The following is a 16,374-nucleotide window of genomic DNA, read 5'->3' as shown; positions in this document are numbered from 1 at the left end:
CGTCAGCCTGCGTCTCGCCGGGTCCACCGGAACACCCGCTGCGCGATCACCAGCCCGGCAATCAGCCAGACCGCCAGTACTACGGCGCCCGTGCCCAGCTGCCACGAGCCGCCGGGTTCGTGTACCTGGAAGCCGTCCGGCAGGAACACCGACCGCATGCCCTGGGCCAGCCACTTCAGCGGGAACACCGAGGCGACACCGCGCATCCAGGACGGCAGATCGCTGTAGACGAAGTACACGCCAGACATGAATTGCAGCAGCAGTACCACCGGCGTGACCACCGCGGAGGCGGCCTTGCCGGACTTGGGCACCACCGAGAACGCGATCCCGAGCACCGAGCCCGACGCAGTACCGAGCACGAAGATCCACAGGAAGTTGAGCCACTTCGACGGCTCGGAGGGAATGTCGACGCCGAGCAGGAGTCCGGCGATCGCGAGCAGCAGCGCGAACTGGGCGATCGAGGTGCACAGCACCAGCCCGATCTTGCCGATGAAGTAGGACTGCGGCGACATCGGCGTACCGCGCAGGCGCTTCAGCAGGTCCTCGTCGCGTTCCATCGCGATCGTGATGGCCAGCGACTGGAAGCTGGTCAGGAAGATGCCGGAGGCAATCATTCCGGGGGTGAAGTAGGTGGCGGCGTTGACGCCACCGGAGAAGTCCGTGCCGCTGAACACGGCGGAGAAAATGCCGAGGAAGATGATCGGGAAGAAGAAGGTGAAGATCAGCTGCTCCCGTTCGCGGAAGAACTGCTTGACCTCGAGCTTGGTCCGCGAGACGCCGACCTTGAGCGGGGAGGGCAACGACTTCAGGGCGGTCAGGGTGCTCATCAGGCAACTCCAGCTTCGGCAGTAGCGAGGTCGGCGGCGGCGTTGGTCTTGCCGATCAGTTCCAGGTAGATGTCTTCGAGCGACGGACGGCGTACTTCGAGCTCCGGTACCTCGCCGTCGAACCGGGTCATCAGCGCGGCGACCTCGGCGGTCGGCGAATCGGTCCGTACTTCGTGCGCCCCGTCGGCGTCCAGCCAGGAAACCCGCGCGGTCCGGGCGCCGCGACCGCCGAGCGTCTCCGGCGTGGCGACCTCGATCATCCGGCCGGCCGCGATCACGCCGACCCGGTCGGCCAGGTGCTCGGCCTCGTCCAGGTAGTGGGTCGTGAGCAGGATCGTGGTGCCCTCGGTGCGCAGGTTCTCGATCAGCGTCCAGAACTGCCGGCGCGCCTCCGGGTCGAACCCGGTGGTCGGCTCGTCCAGGAACAGCAGCTCCGGGTTGCCGATCACGCCTAGCGCGACGTCGAGCCGCCGACGCTGGCCGCCGGACAGCTTCCGGGTCCGCGTCTTGCGCTTGTCGTCCAGCCCGACCGAGGCGATCACCTCGTCGGGGTCGCGCGGGTTCGGGTAGTAGCCGGCGTAGTGGTTGACCAGTTCGGCGACCGACAACTCGGCTTCGTCGCGGGACGACTGGGCGACGATCCCGATCCGGGCCCGCCAGTTCCGGTCGGCCCGGGCCGGGTCCACGCCGAGCACGCTGATCTCACCCTCGTCGGCGTGGCGGTACCCCTCCAGTACCTCCACGCTCGTCGTCTTCCCGGCGCCGTTCGGGCCGAGCAGGGCGAACACCTCACCGCGGTGGATGTCGAGATCGACGCCGGCGACGGCGACCTTGTCCGGGTAGCGCTTGACGAGTCCGCGGACCCGTACGGCGATGTCTGTGTCGGTCATGGCTCAACCTTCCCGTTCCGCACCCGGTCCCAGGGAGCACCGACCGACGGACCGGCTGTCCCCCGACCGGTGGACAGCGAACCCACACTTCGAGGGGATGACCTCGGCAAAGGTGGGTTATCTGCCTGGATACCGAGGGACAACCCACACTTCCGGGGGTTGTCCCCTGAAAGTGTGGGTTCGCACAACGGGTGGGTTCCGGCGGTGCGTGGAGTTGTGGTGCTGGGGTGGTTCGGGCGGGGGTTATTTGGCGGGGCGACGCGCGTGGGGGCTGACGTGGGGTTGCGGGGACGGTTAGCGTCGGGGGATGAGTCAGACCGTGCGTGGTGTGGTGGCCCTGTCCAAGGGCGCTCCGGTGACGATCGAAGAGATCACGATTCCCGATCCCGGCCCGGGGGAGGCGGTCGTACAGGTGCAGGCCTGCGGGGTCTGCCATACCGACCTGCATTACCGGGAGGGTGGCATCAACGACGAGTTTCCCTTCCTCCTCGGGCACGAGGCGGCGGGCGTCGTCGAGTCGGTCGGGGAGGGTGTCACCGACGTCGCGCCCGGCGACTTCGTCGTACTGAACTGGCGTGCCGTCTGCGGCAACTGCCGGGCCTGCCTGCGTGGGCGCCCGTGGTACTGCTTCAACACGCACAACGCGAAGCAGAAGATGACCCTTGCTGACGGCACCGAGCTGTCGCCCGCGCTCGGCATCGGTGCGTTCGCCGAGAAGACCCTGGTCGCGGCCGGGCAGTGCACGAAGGTCGACCCGGCCGCCAAGCCCGAGGTCGCCGGACTGCTCGGCTGCGGCGTCATGGCCGGCCTCGGCGCCGCCATGAACACCGGCAACGTCGGCCGCGGTGACACAGTGGCCGTGATCGGCTGTGGCGGCGTCGGTACTGCGGCCGTCGTCGGCGCACGGCTGGCCGGAGCCGCGAAGGTGATCGCGATCGACCTGGACGAGCGCAAGCTGAAGGTCGCGGAGGAACTCGGCGCGACCCACACCGTGCACTCGAAGGGTCTCGATCACGACGGTGTCGTCAAAGCGGTGCAGGACCTCACCGGCGGCTTCGGTGCCGACGTGGTGGTGGATGCGGTCGGCCGTCCGGAGACGTGGAAGCAGGCGTTCTACGCCCGCGACCTGGCCGGCACCGTCGTCCTGGTCGGCGTACCGACACCCGACATGAGCCTCGAGATGCCGCTGCTCGACTTCTTCGGGCGGGGCGGATCGCTGAAGTCGAGCTGGTACGGCGATTGCCTGCCGAGTCGCGACTTCCCGATGCTGATCGACCTCCACCTGCAAGGCCGACTCCCGCTGGACCGGTTCGTGTCGGAGACGATCGCGCTCGACGAGGTGGAGGCCGCGTTCGACAAGATGCACCGCGGCGACGTACTGCGCTCTGTGGTGCTGTTCTGATGGCGGCCCGGATCGAACGCGTCATCACCTCCGGCATCTTCTCGCTGGACGGCGGCAGCTGGGACGTCGAGAACAACGTCTGGCTGATCGGCAACGACGAGGAGGTCCTGGTCGTCGACGCGGCCCACAACCCCGAGTCGATCATCAAGGCCGTCGGGGATCGCCGGCTCGCGGCGCTCATCTGCACACATGGTCACAACGACCACATCAACGCCGTCGGCGGGATCCGCGACTACCTCGACACCCAGGTCTGGCTCAACTCGGCCGACACGATGCTGTGGGAAGCCATGTACGACGACCGCCCGGACCACGACCTCGTCGACGGCACCACGTTCGAGATCGCCGGTACGACGATCCGCGCGATCCACACTCCAGGTCACAGCCCTGGCAGCACGTCGCTCTACGCGGAAGACCTGAACGCGGTCTTCACCGGAGACACCCTCTTCCAGGGCGGCCCCGGTGCGACCGGCCGCTCGTACTCCGACAAGCCGACCATCCTCGACTCGATCCGCACCAAGCTGCTGACGCTGCCGGCCGACACGGTCGTCCACACCGGCCACGGCGACACCACGACCATCGCCGCCGAAGCCGGCAACATCAGCTGACCCTGAACCGCCAACACTGACGAAGCACCGTCGCCCGGGCGTCCACGCTCAGACGCCGCTGATTTTGCCCCGAAACGGTCGCTGATCAGTGTTGGCGGTCCACACTTCAGCCCAAGTCGACCGTGTCGCGCTGGACCCAGGTCATGTCGGGGTAGCGGGTTCCCGCTGGGCGGAGGTCGGAGAGCGCTTCCAGATCTTCGGATGTCAGCTGCAGCGCGAGCGCGCCGTGGTTCTCCTCGAGATACTTCCGCCGCTTGGTGCCGGGGATCGGGGCGATGTCGTTGCCCTGGGCAAGAAGCCAGGCCAGCGCGACCTGCCCCGGCGTGGCGTCGTGGCGCGCGGCGACCCGGCGTACCTCGTCGACCAGCGCGAGGTTCGCCGCCAGGTTGGTGTCGTCGAAGCGAGGCAGCGTACGCCGGAAGTCGTCGGCCGCCAGGTCGTCCGTCCGGGCGATCGCGCCGGTCAGCATGCCCCGGCCGAGCGGGCTGTACGGGACGATCCCGATCCCCAGCTCGCGGCAGACCGGCACCACCTCGTCCTCGATGTCGCGGCTGAACAACGACCACTCGCTCTGTACCGCGGTGATCGGGTGCACCGCGTGCGCTCGCCGGATCGTGTCCGCCGACGCCTCGGACAGCCCGAGGTACCGCACCTTCCCGGCCTCGACCAGCTCGGCCATCGCGCCGACGGTCTCCTCGATCGGCACCGACGGATCGGGCCGGTGCTGGTAGTACAGGTCGAGGTGGTCCACTCCGAGCCGGGCCAGCGATCCGTCGATCGCGGACCGCACGTACGCCGGTGAGCCGTCGACACCGATGACCTTCAGCGTCGCCGGGTCGACCACGATGCCGAATTTGCTCGCCAGCACCACCTCGTCGCGGCGGCCCACGATGGCCTTGCCGACCAGTTCCTCGTTCGCGCCCGCGGCGTACATGTCGGCGGTGTCGAGGAACGTGATGCCGAGATCGAGTGCGCGGTGCAGGGTGGCGACCGATTCGGCGTCGTCGCCGGGGCCGTAGGCGAAACTCATTCCCATGCAGCCGAGTCCGAGCCGGCTGACCTCAGGTCCGTTGGTACCGAGAATCATCGAAATCTCCTAGTGGTGAAGGCATGGCTCCGCCCGCCGACGGAACAGCGACCGTCAGCGAGAGGGGGTGGGCGTTGTCAGGGGGTGCAGTGACCGCCGTACGTGGCGATCTTGTACTCGGTGAGCGCGAGGGCCGCGGACATCTCGCGAAGGCGGCGCCGGATCATCGCGCGGTGTTCCTGCATGACGAGCAGACGTTCGGGAGCGGTCTGCTCGCCCTGGTTCACCAGGTTGATGTAGTGCGTGATGGTGCTGATCGGCATGTCCGACAGGCGCAGCCGGGTGACGAAGACGATCCGCGCGAGCGCCTCTCGGTCGTACACGCGATAACCGGACTCGTCCCGGGCGACCTCGACCAGCCCGATCCGTTCGTAGTACCGCAGAGTGTGCGCGGTCAGTCCGGTGACCGCTGCGACTTCGGCGATCGACAACGTCTCCGGCAGGTTCGCGGGCAGGTCGAGCAGCCGCAGCAGTTCAGGAGCCGGCGGCGGTAGCTCGGGTGCCTGGTAGCTGTCGGCAAGAGCCTGCCGCCGGGCGGGGGAGCTGAGGACACCGGTCGTGTTCATGCTTCAAACCGTAAAGGTTAGAGCGCGCTCGAACGCAACTGTGACCCCGGCCACAAACTGGCACGGGGTCACGGGTGAGGAAACTCAGCTGGTACGGCAGTCCTGGCAGGTGCCGAAGATTTCCAGGGTGTGGCTGACGTCGGCGTAGCCGTGTTCGGCGGCGACCTTGTCGGCCCAGCGTTCGACGGCCGGGCCCTCCACCTCGACCGTGCGGCCGCAGTTGCGGCAGACCAGGTGGTGGTGGTGTCCCTTGGAGCAACGCCGGTATGCCGTTTCACCGTCCGCGGTGCGCAGAACGTCGACCTCGCGCGAGTCCGCCAGCGCCTGCAGGGTGCGGTAGACCGTGGTCAGCCCGACGGCCTCACCCGCGCCCCGGAGCTCCTGGTGGATCTCCTGCGCGGTCCGGAAGTCGTCGAGGTTGTCGAGCGCCGAAGCGACTGCCGCGCGCTGACGGGTCGAGCGTGTTCCGATGGCCACCGTGCCTCCTGTCATCTCGTCACCGTATTCTCTCATTCCCCGCCAAGTCAGTGCTCGTCCCAGTGATCCCCGTGTGCCGCGTGCAGATGCCCGTCGTGCACGTAGTCGACATGGTCGTCGTGTTCGACCTTGGGATGACCACATGCCGGGTTGTGCGCGTGGGCGTGCGCCGAGCTCACCACATGCGGTGCGGGCTCGGGGATGTCGACCTCGGGTTCCTCATCGGCAAGCGGCGCACTGACAGCATGCCGACGTCGCAGCAGCGTGCCGACGACCGCGGCGACCACGAACCCAGCCAGCGCCAGTACGACGATGGTCGCGCCGGGCGCCACGTTCGCGTTGTACGACGTGATGATGCCGGCCACGCAAGCCGTCACCCCGATCGCGCAAGCAGTGATGAACGTACTGCGGAACGACCGAGTTACCTGCTGCGCGGTAGCGACAGGCACCACCATCAGCGCGCTCACCAGCAGCAGACCAACCGTGCGCATCGCTACCGTCACAGTGACTGCGGCCATCACTGCGATCAGCAGGTTCAGCAGTTGCACGCGCAGCCCGGTGACTCGCGCGAACTCCTCGTCCTGGCACACCGCGAACAGTTGCGGACCGAGCCCGATCGCCACGACCAGGACTGTCACGGCGAGGCCGACCACGACGTACAGGTCGGACTGGGACACAGTGGTGAGTGAACCGAACAGATAGGTGTTCAGCGTCGCCGCGCCCTGGCCTGCCAGGCCGATCAGCAGCACGCCACCAGCGATACCGCCATAGAAGAGCAGTGCGAGCGCCACATCGCCGCTCGCCTTCCCGCGAGCCCGGACGAGCTCGATGGCCGTTGCACCGGCGATAGCGACCAGTACCGCGGTCAGCACGGGCGCGGTGCCAGTCAGCAGCCCGAGGGCGACACCGGTGATCGCGATGTGCCCGATCCCGTCGCCCATCAGCGACAACCGGCGCTGGACCAGGTACGTGCCGATGGCCGGCGCCGACAATCCGGTCAGCAGACCTGCGATCAACGCACGCTGCATGAACTCGAGCTGGAACATCGTCACGACAGCCACCCCGGCTCGTCATCCGCGCTGTGCGGGTGGACATGGGCATGCGTCTGCGAGGCGTGCGGCGGACCGTCGTACACGATCCGGCCGCGACGCAGTACGACGGAGCGATCGATCAGCGCGTCCATCGGACCGAGGTCGTGGCTGACCATCACCACCGTGGAGCCGCCGGCAACCCGCTCGCGGATCGCGTCGGCGAAGATCGCCTGACTGGCCAGGTCGACCCCGGCCGTCGGCTCGTCGAGGATGAGCAGGTCAGGATCCGACACCAGTGCCCGGGCGATCAGCACCCGCTGCTGCTGTCCACCGGACAACTCGGCGACGCCGTCCTTGCGGCGGTCGGCCATGTCCACGAGTTCGAGCGCGTGCTCGGCCGCCTGCCGGTCCGCCGCCTTGAGCGGACGGAACAACCGCCGCCGCGACAAGAGCCCGGACGACACGACCTCTTGCACAGTGGCCGGTACGCCGCCTGCCGCGGTGATCCGCTGCGGCACGTAACCGACGCGCTGCCACTGACGGAACCGTGGCACCGGCTGGCCGAACAGTCTGACCTCACCACGAGCAGCCGGCAGCAACCCGACGACGGTCCGGATCAAGGTGGACTTGCCGGAGCCGTTGGTGCCGAGGACGGCAACCACCTCGCCCTGGCGGATCTGGAGGTCGACACCCCGCAGTACGAGCCGGCCGCCCAGGTCGACCGAGAGATCGGTGACCTGGACGGCAGGGGTTGGGTGCTGGGCTGGATCGGTCACGCGCAGCTGTTCGCCTTCCGGAGTTCCTGCAGGTTCTCCCGCATCAGGGAGAGGTAGGACTCCTTGGAGTTCGCGTCCGAGAGGCCCTCGATGGGGCTCAGGACCGCGGTCTTGACGTGGACGTCGCGGGCGATCGACTCGGCCACCTTGGGGCTGACGAGTTCCTCGTAGAAGATCGTGGACACCCGCTGCTTGCGCACGATGTCCTGGACCTCCCTGATCCGCTGCGGGGTCGGCTCGGCGTCGGGGGTGAATCCGGCGATACCGACCATCTGCAGACCGTACCGCTTCGCGAGGTACGCGAACGCCTGGTGACTGGTCACGAACGTCTTGAGCTGACAGTTCGCCAGGCCGGTCCTGAAGTCGTTGTCGAGCTTGGACACCTCGGCCAGCATCGCCTCCGAACGCTGCCGGTAGCCGTCGGCATGCGCGCTGTCGGTCTCGATCAGCTTGTCGGTGACCGCCTTCACGACATCGGCGTACCGGACCGGGTCGAGCCAGAAGTGCGGGTCGAGGGCGTCCTCGGTGAAGGCGGCCGGCTTGACCGTGCCGGTGGGCGGTGCGGCGCCGTCCTCCTCTTCGAAGTTGGCGCCGGTCGCCTCGAGTTTCGCGGCGGGCGCGACGTCGAAGCCGGCCTGCTTGCCGTTCTGCTCGATGGCCTCGTCGACGGCCGGCTGCAGACCCTTCTCGAACACGACCAGCTTCGCCTTTGCGATCTGGCCGACCTGCTTCGGCGTGAGCTCCAGATCGTGTGGCTCGACGCCTGGTGCCGTCAGCGTCGTCACGTGGACGGCGTCGCCACCGACCGTCTTGGCGATGAACTCCAGCGGGTAGAACGATGCGACCACGTCGAGCTTGTCACCGCTGCCGGCCGGGTCGTCTGCAGCAGAGTTGCCACAGCCTGCGAGAGTGACGACCGCCAGTGCGGCGACGCCGGCGGCAACAGCGCGAGTAACAGGTCTCATGACAATCATTTTCATTTAATTGGACATGGTTGTCAAAACAGGGAGAGTGGACGGATGCCGAGGCGGAACGTGGGACGCAGGCGAGCCGACAGAAAGCCGAACCGTCGCGCCCGCATCGACATTCCCTCCGGACACGGCCACGGACACGGTCACGGTCACGGCCAGGCGCTCGGCCGCGGGCGTGGTGACGGGCTGCTCAGCCGAGGGCTGGGCGACGGGCAGTCGGTCGGCCGCGGGCGGGGCGACGGATCGGGCGCCGGGCACGGTTACAGCGATCACGTGGTCGACACGTCGGTGGTGGATGCGGATGCCGTCGTGGCGCGGCGGGTGCGGATCGTGGTTGCCGCCTTCCTGATCCCGCTGATCGCGGCGGCCGTGATCGCGATGATCATCCTCTGGCCGGGTGCCGACCTGAAGGTCCCCGCGGCCGAACAGCAGGGTGCGCGCGGAACGGTGATCGCAATGGCTCCCTGCCCGAAGGAGCTCGGCAACTGCGACCAGGCGACCGTTCATCTGACCGACACCCCGGGACTGAACGACAAGGGCCTCGATGCGCCGGTCCAGGTGCCGAAGGCCGCCCAGGTGGCGCTGCCGATCAAGGTCGGCGACCGCTTGCTGCTGAACGTGAAGCAGGACGCCAAGACCATCGATACGCGGTACGACTATGTGGATCACGATCGCAAGGTGCCGTTGCTGTGGCTGGCGGGCATCTTCGCGGTCGCGGTGATCGCCTTGTCGCGCTGGCGAGGGGTGTCCGCGCTGATCGCGCTCGGCGTGACGGCGGTGACGCTGACCCAGTTCATCCTGCCGGCGATCGTGAAGGGATCGAATCCGCTGCTGGTCGCGGTCGTCGGCGGCTCGGTGATCATGGTCATCGCACTGTTCCTGACGCACGGGATCAACGCCCAGTCGTCGGTCGCGCTGGCCGGAACGATCTCGGCGCTCGCGCTGACCGCGTTCCTCGGCTGGGCATTCGTCAAGCTCAGCCTCTTCACCGGGCTGGCCAGTGAGGGTGCTTCGGCGATCAAGGGACTGGTGCCGGGGATCGATCTGCCCGGGGTGCTGGTGGCCGGTATCGTCATCGGTGCGCTCGGCGTACTGGACGATGTCACTGTCACCCAGGCGAGCGCGGTCTGGGAGTTGTCCGCCGCCAATCCGTCGGCCAGCCGGTCCGCGCTGGTCGGAGCCGGGCTGCGCATCGGCCGCGCTCACGTCGCCTCGGTGGTCAACACCCTGGTTCTCGCGTACGCCGGTGCGGCGCTTCCGCTGCTCATGGTCTTCGCGATCGGTGGAGTCTCGACCGGCTATGTGGTCACCACGGAGACGGTTGCCGTCGAGGTGGTCCGCGGTCTGGTCGGCAGTCTCGGGATCATCGCGGCCGTCCCGTTGACGACGGCGCTGGCCGCGATGGCCGTCGCCGATCGGTCGCGGGATCTCGTGGCGGAGCCGCGGGATCTCGTGGCGGAGCCGGAACACCTTGCCGGAGCAGGAGAATCTCCCGCCCAGGCCTAGGTCTTCCCAAGAGTCCGGGGTCGATCTAGAGTTCCTGCAGTCACTCAAGGTACGCCCAAGATCACCTTCCGTGGCCGTTGATCGTGAGGAGCAACGGATGCGACGTCGCTGGGGCCACTCGATCCTGCGCGGAGCACGGCGATGAGGTTCCGGCACCCTGACGGTTCGATCGTCCATCTCGGCTACTGCACGAACGTGCATCCCGCGGAGGAACTCGAAGGCGTCATCGCCCAGCTCGACGGCTTCTCCTCGCTGGTCCGCAAACATCTCAAGGTGCCCGTCCTCGGCGTCGGGCTCTGGCTCGCGAACACCCTCGCCGAGCGGCTGGCCAACTCACCGATCGCCCTCAGCCGACTTGCCCGCGCACTCGACCGGAACGGCCTGGAAGTCGTTACCCTGAACGGCTTTTCGTACTCCGGGTTCCACGATCGCGTGATCGGCAAGAAGGTGTACCAGCCGGACTGGACCGAGCCGGCGCGCCTCGACTACACCCTCGATCTCGTCAAGGTGCTGAGCGAATTGCTGCCCGCCGATGCGGCGTACGGGTCGATCTCCACGCTGCCGCTGGCCTGGCGTACGCCGTGGAGCCGGAGCCGGAACGCTCAGGCGCGACAGGCGTTCGACAAACTCGACGAGCACCTCGCCCGGGTCCACACCAGAACCGGCCGCCGGATCCGGCTCGCCGTCGAGCCCGAACCAGGCTGCGTCCTCGAAATGATCGGCCAAGCCGCCAACTGGCTGAACCCGTACGCCGCGTCGACTGGTGGCTCGCGGGTGGGGATCTGTTTGGACACGTGTCATCTGGCGGTGCAGTTCGAGGAGCCGGGTAGGTCGTTCGCGCTCCTTGCCGAAGCGAACGTCGAGATCGTGAAGAGCGAGCTCTCGGCCGCCCTGCACCTCGCCTCGCCGTGGGACCCGGCGGCCCGCGAGGCGCTGGCGAAGTTCGCCGAGCCCAAGTTCCTGCACCAGATCCGCGAGTACGGCGGACCAGGTGTCGACGACCTCGATCTCGTCGGCGAGCTGTCCGGGCATGCGTCCTGGCGAGCGCACTTCCATATCCCCGTGCACGCCCCGCCGCGGACGCCCTTGACCAGCACCACCGACGTTGTCGAAGAAAGCCTGCGGCACCTCGTCGGAGGTCCCGAGCCGCTGACCCATCACCTGGAGTGCGAGACCTACACCTGGTCGGTCCTCCCGTCGCCACCCAAGAGCAAGGAGGAACTGGCCGAAGGAATCGCCGGCGAGCTTGCCTGGCTCCGCGACCGCCTGATCGCCCTCGGCCTCACCCAACTCTGATCCGCCTCGGCCCCAGCGACTCGCGCGGCAACCGCAGTACGGGACCTGCTGTAGAAGGCTTCTAGGCTGACTCGCGAATGACGAGCTCGGTCGGCAGGATGACCGAATCCGCATCGCCGTGGGCGAGCAGGTCGAGCAGCAACCGAGTTGTCCCGGCAGCTTGGTCGCCCATCGGGCTGCGGACGGTGGTCAGCGGGGGAGCGGTGTAGAGCGCGGCCTCGATGTCGTCGAAGCCGACCACCGCGACGTCGTCCGGCACCCGCCGTCCCGCTTCCCGGAGGGTCCGCAGGGCGCCGATCGCCATCAGGTCGTTGGCAGCGAACACCGCGTCGAGCTGCGGATCGTCGTCGAGCAGTTGCCGCATCGCCTCGGCACCGGAGATCCGGGTGAAGTCGCCGAGGGCAACGATCGACCGCCGCCCGGTGCCTCGCAGCGTGTCCCGGTACGCCGTCAGGCGGTCCTGTGCTGCCGTCATGTCCAACGGACCGGAGATGGTGGCGATCCGCTGCCGGCCCTGGTCGAGAAGATGCTGCACGGCTTTGGTGGCGCCACCGATGTTGTCGTTGTCGACGTACGGCATCAGGCCCGGTGTTGCCAGCCGGCCGTGCGACACGACCGGCAGCCCGGTCCGCGCGAGGGCGGCCGGGAGCGGGTCGGCGCCGTCCATCGAGACCAGCATGGCGCCGTCGACGTGACCCGCGGCCAGGTACTGCTCGACGCGCTGGCGGCTCTCGTCGGAGCCCGCCAGCACGAGTGACACCTGCTTGCCCGCGGCCTCGAGTTCGCGGGAGGCCGCGCGAACCACCATCGCGAACATCGGATCGTCCGAGACCAGGCCGGCCGGCGGGTCCGAGACGATGATCGCGATCGTGTTGGTCTTCTGGGTGACCAGGTTGCGGGCTGCGCCGTTCGGTACGTAGCCGAGCTCGGTCACGGCGGCCATCACGATCTGCCGGATCTCCGGGGCCACCGTGGGCTCGCCGTTGATCACCCGGGAAACGCTGGACTTCGACACTCCGGCCCGGGCCGCGACGGCATGCAGGGTCGGTCGTCGCACGCGTACCCCCTCGGCCTCGAACAGCGGGGAGCGTTCCCCAGGACTGAGCATCCCGGCGGTTCCGGAACCTTGTCAAGGCGTTCTCCGGACTGACACCCAGGTTGTGTTCCGATCGCTGCCGAAGTCTTGACACCGTTCCCGGAGCACGGAACTCTCAGGCTTAGGGAACGTTCCCCCGCCTCTCTTCCCGCCCGCCCTGGAGATGCCCATGCAGACGCTTTCCCCGCCCCCTGCCCGCCGCCGCGGCCGCCTCAGGACCGCGACACTCCTCGCCGTCGCGATGAGCTTCTTCATCGCTCTCGTCGTCAGCCCGTCGGCGAACGCCGCCGACTCGCTACTGTCCCAAGGCAAGCCCGTCACCGCATCCTCGACCGAAAGCGTCGCCTTCCCGGCCACCGCGGCGGTCGACGGCGACCCAGGCACGCGCTGGTCCAGCACCTTCAGCGACCCGCAGTCGCTCCAGATCGACCTCGGTCAGACCGCCACCGTCAGTCAGGTCCAGCTCAGCTGGGAAGCGGCGTACGCGAAGGCCTTCCAGCTCCAGACGTCTGCCGACGGCAACAACTGGACCTCCATCTACAGCACGACCACCGGCAGCGGTGGCAACCAGACCTTGAACGTCTCGGGCTCCGGCCGCTACGTCCGACTGCTCGGGACGCAGCGCGCAACCCAGTGGGGCTATTCGCTGTGGGAGTTCAAGGTCTTCGGCAGCACCAGCGGCACGGTTCCCGGCAGCAAACTCCTGTCGTACAACAAGCCTGGCGTCGCCTCGTCGCAGCAGAGCGACGGCAACTGCTGGGAATGCACGCCGGCCAGAGCTTTCGACCTCGATCCGGCCAGCCGCTGGGCGACCACGACCGACACCGGCTGGGTCGACCCGGGCTGGATCTACGTCGACCTCGGCGCGACCGCCCAGATCGACAAGGTCATCCTGCAATGGGACCCCGCGTCGGCGAAGTCGTACCAGATCCAGGTCTCCAACGACGCGACCAACTGGACGCCGATCTACACAACGACCAACGGGCCCGGATTCAAGGAGACGCTGAACATCACCGGCACCGGGCGCTACGTGCGGATGTACGGGACGCAGCGCAATACGCCGTACGGATACTCGCTCTGGGAGTTCCAGGTCTACGGCACCGGCGGTGCGCCCACCACGCCGCCGACCCCGCCGGCCGACCCGGCGAACCCGCCGCAGCTGATCTGGTCGGACGAGTTCAACAGCGCCGCCGGTGCCAAACCGGACGCGAGCAAGTGGCGTGCCGACCCGGGCAACGGCCAGAACGGCGAGTTGCAGGTCTACACCGACAACAACGTCCAGACCGACGGCCAGGGTCATCTCGTCCTGGAGGCCCGTCGTGAGGTGACGCCGGGCTCCGCCTGCCCGATCGACCCGGTCAGCGGCAGCGGGACCTGTCAGTACACGTCGGCCCGGATCAACACGGGGACGAAGTTCGATACGACGTACGGCAAGATCGAGGCGCGGATCAAGGTGCCCAAGGGCAACGGTTTCTGGCCGGCGTTCTGGATGATGGGCTCGGACTTCCTGACCGGCCGGCCGTGGCCGTACAACGGCGAGATCGACATCATGGAGATCCTCGGCCGCGAGACCACCAAGGCCTACTCGACGCTGCACGCTCCGGCGTACAACGGCGCCGGCGGGTACGGCGGATCGTACGGCCTGCCGGGTGGCGCCGACTTCGCGAACGACTTCCACACCTGGACGATGCTCTGGAACTCGACCGGCATCACGTACCAGGTCGACGGCATCACCGTCTTCACAGTCGACAAGGCGCAACTCGAGGCGACGCGTGGTCCGTGGATCTACGACCACCCGTTCTACCTGATCCTCAACCTGGCCGTCGGCGGCGACTTCCCCGGCCCGCCGAACTCGGCGACGCCGTTCCCGTCTCGGATGCTCGTCGACTACGTGCGGGTCTACCGATGAAAGGCCCGCGGTTCGGAATGCTGCTGGTCACTCTGCTCGCGCTGTTCGGCGCCTACCTGGTGAGCACCGGACAACCCGCGCAGGCAGCGGAAACCCTGCTGTCCCAGGGGCGTCCGACGCTCGCGTCGTCGGTGGAGAGCGCCGCCTTCCCCGCCGCCGCGGCCGTCGACGGCGACAACGGCACCCGCTGGGCCAGCAGTTTCGCCGACAACCAGTGGCTGCGGATCGACCTGGGTTCGGCCCAGGCGATCAGCCGGGTGCTGCTGCGCTGGGAGGCGGCGTACGCCCGCGGCTTCCAGCTCCAGACGTCCAACGACGGCAACGAATGGCTGTCCGTCTACTCGACCACGGCCGGTACCGGAGGAGAGCAGAATCTTGTTGTCAACGGCAACGGCCGGTACGTGCGGGTGCTGGTCACCGAGCGAGCGACCCAGTGGGGAGCCTCGCTGTTCGAGTTCCAGGTCTTCGGCGGTACGCCGGGAGGCGGCCCGATCGTCCGGGTGGCCGAGTTCCTCGCGGATTGTCCCTTCACCCACGGCCTGCCGGACGATCCGATCGTGTTCCCGAACCTGCCCGGCGCCTCGCACATGCACAGCTTCTTCGGTGCGACCGTGACGAACGCGAACACCACCGTGCAGGACCTGGTGAACTCGCCGACCAGCTGCAACCCGGCGGAGGACAAGTCGTCGTACTGGGTGCCGACGCTTTACGTGAACAACCAGCCGGTCGAACCGACCGGAACCACCTTCTACTACCTGGGCGAAGGGGTCCGCGACGACGTGATCGCCCGGACCCAGCCGCTGCCGTTCGGGTTGCGGATCGTGGCCGGCAACGCGAAGGCGACCGGTCCGAACGACAACACCATCTCCCGTTGGTCTTGCCTGCACGCCGGTGACGCCGGGGCCGGGCACGACTTCATCAACTGCCCGGCCGGCAGCATGCTCGAGTCCTACCTGGACTTCCCCCAGTGCTGGAACGGGCGCGACCTTGATTCGCCCGATCACAAGAGCCATATGGCGTATCCGGTCAACGGCGAGTGCCCGGCGAGCCACCCGGTGCCGGTGCCGAAGCTTCGCCAGGTGCTGCGCTATCCGGTGAACGGTCCGACGGCCGGCTTCCGGCTCGCGTCGGGTGGTGGCTACACGATGCACGGCGACTTCTTCAACGCCTGGCCGCCGGCCGAGATGGAACGCCGCGTCAACGACTGCATCCGCCCGATCATCAAGTGCGGCGCCAACGGCCATCCGTAGGTCCTCCGACTGCCGGGCGGGTTCTCGTCCCAGGACCCGCCCGGCTCTTGTTGCTGGTCATGAAGGAGCTTTGCCGATGAAACCCTTCGCCCCGGTCGCCTTGCTGCTCGCTGGTCTGCTCGCAGGGTGCGGCGCGTCCTCGGCTGCCAGTTCGGCACCACCACCGGCGGTCACCGTGGTCGACACCGACGCCGCCTTCAACCTGACCGACCTCGCCTGGATCGAACTGATGATCCCGATGGACCAGCAACTCCTCCGGGTCCTCGCCCTGGCCCAGAAACAGGCGACCACTCCCGCCCTGCGCTCCTTCGCCACCTCACTGGCCGCCGGTCACCGCACCGAACTCGCCGAGCTGATCGCCCTCCGGGCCCGCGCCAAGGCGCCGACCGCCAACCAGCACGAGGGCCACGACATGCCCGGCATGATGACCGAACCAGAAGTCGTTGCCCTCAGCAACACCACCGGCCCAACCTTCGACAGCCTCTTCGCGAAGAACCTGAAAGAACACCTCGAACAGTCGGTCATCGTCGCCCGCAGCATCCGTACGGCGGGCCAGGAACCGGCGGTCAAGAAGCTCGCCGCGTCGATCGAACTCACCCGGGCCGGCCAGCTGCGCCGGCTCGCCAAACTCTGACCGATCAGGGACTTGCTTCAGACGGACGGTTCACCTTCGGCGACAGCGGGT

The 16,374-nt window shown here is 67.9% G+C and carries 16 protein-coding genes; 7 read left to right on the top strand and 9 right to left on the bottom strand.

Annotated features, from left to right (window positions below; all coding sequences use genetic code 11):
- Positions 1–2 precede the first annotated feature (2 nt).
- Both DIZ26_RS24890 and DIZ26_RS24885 read right to left on the bottom strand, forming a co-directional pair.
- Positions 3–827, bottom strand: coding sequence for an ABC transporter permease (locus tag DIZ26_RS24890; RefSeq protein ID WP_112245601.1), 825 nt, complete (start codon positions 825–827; stop codon positions 3–5).
- Positions 827–1,717, bottom strand: a complete 891-nt coding sequence (locus DIZ26_RS24885) for an ABC transporter ATP-binding protein (protein WP_112245599.1) — start codon at positions 1,715–1,717, stop codon at positions 827–829. The genes DIZ26_RS24890 and DIZ26_RS24885 overlap by 1 nt, the downstream gene beginning before the upstream one ends.
- Positions 1,718–2,024: 307 nt before the next feature.
- Here DIZ26_RS24885 and DIZ26_RS24880 point away from each other — a divergent pair, with 307 nt between their 5' ends.
- Positions 2,025–3,119, top strand: coding sequence for an S-(hydroxymethyl)mycothiol dehydrogenase (locus DIZ26_RS24880; protein ID WP_112245597.1), 1,095 nt, complete (start codon positions 2,025–2,027; stop codon positions 3,117–3,119).
- Positions 3,119–3,724 carry an MBL fold metallo-hydrolase gene (locus DIZ26_RS24875; RefSeq protein ID WP_112245595.1) on the top strand — a complete coding sequence of 202 codons (606 nt, stop codon included), beginning with the start codon at positions 3,119–3,121 and terminating at the stop codon, positions 3,722–3,724. Before DIZ26_RS24880 ends, DIZ26_RS24875 begins: the two co-directional genes overlap by 1 nt.
- A gap of 106 nt (positions 3,725–3,830) precedes the next feature.
- Here DIZ26_RS24875 and DIZ26_RS24870 read toward each other — a convergent pair whose 3' ends face one another.
- The 6 genes from DIZ26_RS24870 to DIZ26_RS24845 all read right to left on the bottom strand — a co-directional run bounded on the left by DIZ26_RS24870 (position 3,831) and on the right by DIZ26_RS24845 (position 8,626).
- Positions 3,831–4,811 carry an aldo/keto reductase gene (locus DIZ26_RS24870; RefSeq protein ID WP_112245593.1) on the bottom strand — a complete coding sequence of 327 codons (981 nt, stop codon included), beginning with the start codon at positions 4,809–4,811 and terminating at the stop codon, positions 3,831–3,833.
- Positions 4,812–4,888: 77 nt separating this feature from the next.
- Positions 4,889–5,377 carry a MerR family transcriptional regulator gene (locus DIZ26_RS24865; protein WP_112245591.1) on the bottom strand — a complete coding sequence of 163 codons (489 nt, stop codon included), beginning with the start codon at positions 5,375–5,377 and terminating at the stop codon, positions 4,889–4,891.
- An 84-nt stretch (positions 5,378–5,461) separates the two neighbouring features.
- On the bottom strand, positions 5,462–5,869 hold the full coding sequence (locus DIZ26_RS24860) for a Fur family transcriptional regulator (RefSeq protein ID WP_198676273.1): 408 nt from the start codon (positions 5,867–5,869) through the stop codon (positions 5,462–5,464).
- Positions 5,870–5,901: 32 nt separating this feature from the next.
- On the bottom strand, positions 5,902–6,906 hold the full coding sequence (locus tag DIZ26_RS24855) for a metal ABC transporter permease (RefSeq protein ID WP_232828578.1): 1,005 nt from the start codon (positions 6,904–6,906) through the stop codon (positions 5,902–5,904).
- Positions 6,903–7,661, bottom strand: coding sequence for a metal ABC transporter ATP-binding protein (locus DIZ26_RS24850; protein WP_198676272.1), 759 nt, complete (start codon positions 7,659–7,661; stop codon positions 6,903–6,905). Before DIZ26_RS24850 ends, DIZ26_RS24855 begins: the two co-directional genes overlap by 4 nt.
- The gene (locus DIZ26_RS24845; RefSeq protein WP_112245585.1) at positions 7,658–8,626 is read right to left on the bottom strand and encodes a metal ABC transporter substrate-binding protein; all 969 of its coding nucleotides are present in this window, start codon (positions 8,624–8,626) and stop codon (positions 7,658–7,660) included. The genes DIZ26_RS24850 and DIZ26_RS24845 overlap by 4 nt, the downstream gene beginning before the upstream one ends.
- A gap of 54 nt (positions 8,627–8,680) precedes the next feature.
- Here DIZ26_RS24845 and DIZ26_RS24840 point away from each other — a divergent pair, with 54 nt between their 5' ends.
- Both DIZ26_RS24840 and eboE read left to right on the top strand, forming a co-directional pair.
- The gene (locus DIZ26_RS24840; RefSeq protein ID WP_112245583.1) at positions 8,681–10,138 is read left to right on the top strand and encodes a YibE/F family protein; all 1,458 of its coding nucleotides are present in this window, start codon (positions 8,681–8,683) and stop codon (positions 10,136–10,138) included.
- Positions 10,139–10,279: 141 nt separating this feature from the next.
- Complete coding sequence (gene eboE, locus DIZ26_RS24835) at positions 10,280–11,434, top strand: metabolite traffic protein EboE (RefSeq protein ID WP_112245581.1); 1,155 nt, start codon at positions 10,280–10,282, stop codon at positions 11,432–11,434.
- 61 nt (positions 11,435–11,495) lie between these two features.
- Here eboE and DIZ26_RS24830 read toward each other — a convergent pair whose 3' ends face one another.
- Positions 11,496–12,491, bottom strand: a complete 996-nt coding sequence (locus DIZ26_RS24830; RefSeq protein ID WP_232828577.1) for a LacI family DNA-binding transcriptional regulator — start codon at positions 12,489–12,491, stop codon at positions 11,496–11,498.
- A 208-nt stretch (positions 12,492–12,699) separates the two neighbouring features.
- On the opposite strand from DIZ26_RS24830, the gene DIZ26_RS24825 reads away from it, so the two are divergent.
- The 3 genes from DIZ26_RS24825 (at position 12,700) to DIZ26_RS24815 (ending at position 16,323) form a co-directional block, all read left to right on the top strand.
- Positions 12,700–14,439, top strand: coding sequence for a discoidin domain-containing protein (locus tag DIZ26_RS24825; RefSeq protein ID WP_112245577.1), 1,740 nt, complete (start codon positions 12,700–12,702; stop codon positions 14,437–14,439).
- Entirely contained in the window at positions 14,436–15,689 is a 1,254-nt protein-coding gene (locus tag DIZ26_RS24820) for a DUF1996 domain-containing protein (protein WP_112245575.1), read from the top strand. The genes DIZ26_RS24825 and DIZ26_RS24820 overlap by 4 nt, the downstream gene beginning before the upstream one ends.
- A gap of 76 nt (positions 15,690–15,765) precedes the next feature.
- Positions 15,766–16,323, top strand: coding sequence for a DUF305 domain-containing protein (locus DIZ26_RS24815; RefSeq protein ID WP_112245574.1), 558 nt, complete (start codon positions 15,766–15,768; stop codon positions 16,321–16,323).
- Positions 16,324–16,374 lie beyond the last annotated feature (51 nt).

The sequence above is a fragment of the Kribbella monticola genome, from assembly GCF_003261635.1.
GTDB lineage: Bacteria > Actinomycetota > Actinomycetes > Propionibacteriales > Kribbellaceae > Kribbella > Kribbella monticola.
The sequence above is the reverse complement of the archived record's forward strand: the minus strand, read 5'-3'. Positions and strand labels throughout refer to the sequence as shown.

What these genes read in the sequence shown, in the direction of transcription:
- DIZ26_RS24890 (WP_112245601.1), bottom strand. Translation starts at nt 827, where the DNA reads ATGAGCACCCTGACCGCCCTGAAGTCGTTGCCCTCCCCGCTCAAGGTC.
- DIZ26_RS24885 (WP_112245599.1), bottom strand. Translation starts at nt 1,717, where the DNA reads ATGACCGACACAGACATCGCCGTACGGGTCCGCGGACTCGTCAAGCGC.
- DIZ26_RS24880 (WP_112245597.1), top strand. Translation starts at nt 2,025, where the DNA reads ATGAGTCAGACCGTGCGTGGTGTGGTGGCCCTGTCCAAGGGCGCTCCG.
- DIZ26_RS24875 (WP_112245595.1), top strand. Translation starts at nt 3,119, where the DNA reads ATGGCGGCCCGGATCGAACGCGTCATCACCTCCGGCATCTTCTCGCTG.
- DIZ26_RS24870 (WP_112245593.1), bottom strand. Translation starts at nt 4,811, where the DNA reads ATGATTCTCGGTACCAACGGACCTGAGGTCAGCCGGCTCGGACTCGGC.
- DIZ26_RS24865 (WP_112245591.1), bottom strand. Translation starts at nt 5,377, where the DNA reads ATGAACACGACCGGTGTCCTCAGCTCCCCCGCCCGGCGGCAGGCTCTT.
- DIZ26_RS24860 (WP_198676273.1), bottom strand. Translation starts at nt 5,869, where the DNA reads ATGACAGGAGGCACGGTGGCCATCGGAACACGCTCGACCCGTCAGCGC.
- DIZ26_RS24845 (WP_112245585.1), bottom strand. Translation starts at nt 8,626, where the DNA reads ATGAGACCTGTTACTCGCGCTGTTGCCGCCGGCGTCGCCGCACTGGCG.
- DIZ26_RS24840 (WP_112245583.1), top strand. Translation starts at nt 8,681, where the DNA reads ATGCCGAGGCGGAACGTGGGACGCAGGCGAGCCGACAGAAAGCCGAAC.
- eboE (WP_112245581.1), top strand. Translation starts at nt 10,280, where the DNA reads ATGAGGTTCCGGCACCCTGACGGTTCGATCGTCCATCTCGGCTACTGC.
- DIZ26_RS24825 (WP_112245577.1), top strand. Translation starts at nt 12,700, where the DNA reads ATGCAGACGCTTTCCCCGCCCCCTGCCCGCCGCCGCGGCCGCCTCAGG.
- DIZ26_RS24820 (WP_112245575.1), top strand. Translation starts at nt 14,436, where the DNA reads ATGAAAGGCCCGCGGTTCGGAATGCTGCTGGTCACTCTGCTCGCGCTG.
- DIZ26_RS24815 (WP_112245574.1), top strand. Translation starts at nt 15,766, where the DNA reads ATGAAACCCTTCGCCCCGGTCGCCTTGCTGCTCGCTGGTCTGCTCGCA.